The organism is Pseudomonas sp. NPDC087615, assembly GCF_044743445.1.
In the GTDB taxonomy this organism is placed as follows: Bacteria; Pseudomonadota; Gammaproteobacteria; order Pseudomonadales; family Pseudomonadaceae; genus Aquipseudomonas; species Aquipseudomonas baetica_A.
In genome coordinates this window covers 1-2,178 of sequence record NZ_JBIUWM010000134.1, presented here as the reverse complement: position 1 = coordinate 2,178, position 2,178 = coordinate 1, and the positions used below count along the sequence as shown (strand labels likewise).

At 60.9% G+C, this 2,178-nt stretch carries 3 protein-coding genes; all 3 read left to right on the top strand.

The annotated features are described in order from the left end of the window. Positions 1-1,278, top strand: a 1,278-nt coding sequence (gene aroA, locus ACIOU6_RS27915; protein WP_401139959.1) for a 3-phosphoshikimate 1-carboxyvinyltransferase, incomplete at its 5' end; no start/stop codon positions are given. Next, the gene (gene cmk / locus ACIOU6_RS27910) at positions 1,275-1,964 is read left to right on the top strand and encodes a (d)CMP kinase (protein ID WP_401139957.1); all 690 of its coding nucleotides are present in this window, start codon (positions 1,275-1,277) and stop codon (positions 1,962-1,964) included. The genes aroA and cmk, both read left to right, overlap by 4 nt. Before the next feature lie 119 nt (positions 1,965-2,083). After that, a partial coding sequence (locus ACIOU6_RS27905) for a hypothetical protein (RefSeq protein ID WP_401139961.1) occupies positions 2,084-2,178 on the top strand: 95 nt, incomplete at its 3' end.

Here is a 2,178-nt window from a genome sequence, read left to right as displayed (position 1 = left end):
CTGTCCGGTCGGATTCGCGTACCGGGTGACAAATCGATTTCCCACCGTTCGATCATGCTCGGTTCGCTGGCCGAAGGCGTCACCGAAGTCGAAGGCTTCCTCGAGGGCGAAGACGCCCTGGCGACCTTGCAGGCATTTCGCGATATGGGCGTGGTCATTGAGGGGCCGCACCACGGCCGCGTGACCATTCACGGTGTCGGCCTGCACGGCCTGAAGCCTGCGCCGGGCCCGATCTATCTGGGTAACTCCGGCACGTCGATGCGTCTGCTGTCCGGCCTGCTGGCCGCGCAGAACTTCGACAGCACCCTGACGGGCGATGCTTCGCTGTCCAAGCGTCCGATGAATCGCGTGGCCAATCCGCTGCGTGAAATGGGCGCGGTGATTGAAACCGCGGCTGAAGGTCGTCCGCCGATGACCATTCGTGGCGGGCACAAGCTCAAAGGCCTGACTTACACCATGCCGATGGCCAGTGCCCAGGTGAAGTCCTGCCTGCTGCTTGCCGGCCTGTACGCTGAAGGCAAGACCACCGTCACCGAGCCGGCGCCGACGCGTGACCACACCGAGCGCATGCTGCGCGGTTTTGGTTACCCGGTAAGCGTCAATGGCGCTACGGCGTCGGTCGAGTCCGGTGGCAAGCTGACGGCGACCCATATCGAAGTGCCAGGCGACATCTCGTCGTCGGCGTTCTTCCTAGTGGCGGCATCGATCGCCGAAGGTTCGGAGTTGGTGCTTGAGCATGTCGGCATCAATCCGACCCGTACCGGCGTCATCGACATCCTGCGCCTGATGGGGGCGGACATCACTCTGGAAAACCAGCGTGAAGTCGGCGGCGAACCTGTAGCCGACCTGCGCGTGCGAGCAGCTAAGCTCAAAGGTATCGAGATTCCTGAAGAGCTGGTTCCACTGGCCATCGACGAATTCCCGGTGCTGTTCGTGGCAGCCGCGTGTGCCGAAGGGCGCACTGTGCTGACCGGCGCAGAAGAGCTGCGGGTCAAGGAATCGGATCGCATCCAGGTCATGGCGGACGGTTTGCTGGCGCTGGGCGTCAAGTGCGAACCGACCCCGGAGGGCATCATCATCGACGGCGGCCAGATCGGCGGCGGCGAAGTGCATGGTCACGGCGATCACCGTATTGCCATGGCTTTCAGCGTGGCCTCGCTGCGCGCCACTGCACCGATCCGCATCCATGATTGCGCCAACGTCGCGACGTCGTTCCCGAACTTCCTCGCGCTGTGCGGGCAGGTCGGTATTCGTGTGGCACAAGAGGCTCAGTCGTGAAGAACATTGCACCGGTCATCACCATTGATGGGCCAAGTGGCTCGGGCAAGGGCACCGTCGCCGGGATTCTGGCCAAGCGTCTGGGCTGGAATCTGTTGGATTCCGGTGCGCTTTACCGTTTGCTGGCTTTTGCCGCCCACAACCATGGTGTCGACCTGACCAATGAAGAGCTGCTGAAGAAACTCGCCGCTCATCTGGATGTGCAGTTCATCGCGGCGACCGACGGTCAGTTGCAGCGCATCATTCTGGAAGGTGACGAAGTCAGCGATGTGATTCGAACTGAAGGCGTCGGTTCCGGCGCTTCTCAAGTGGCTGCATTGCCGGCCGTGCGCGAGGCGCTGTTGCAGCGCCAGCGTGCTTTTCAGGAGTCGCCGGGGCTGGTGGCCGATGGTCGCGACATGGGTACGGTGGTTTTTCCGAATGCGCCGCTTAAGATTTTCCTGACCGCCAGTGCCGAGGAGCGGGCGCGCCGCCGATATTTGCAGTTGAAGGGCAAAGTCGAGGGTGTTAGTCTGTCGAGTCTGCTAGATGAGATCCGTGCACGCGACGAGCGTGACACCCAGCGAGCGGTAGCCCCGCTTAAACCGGCGGCTGACGCGATACAGCTGGATTCCACGGAGTTGTCCATCGATCAGGTGCTTGAACGCATCATGAGCGAGATCGCCATTCGCGATATCGCCGGGTGACCAAGAAGGTTGCAGGGGACCAGTCATAGTCCTGCGGCGCTTCTTCTATATGAAACTAACCCACACCGTCTGGGGTGTGGAGATGGGCGTATCCTTCGCCCTCATTTACAGGAATTAAAATGAGCGAAAGCTTTGCGGAACTCTTTGAAGAAAGCCTAAAAACCCTGAACCTTCAGGCAGGCTCCATCATCACCGGTGTTAACGATGATATCGA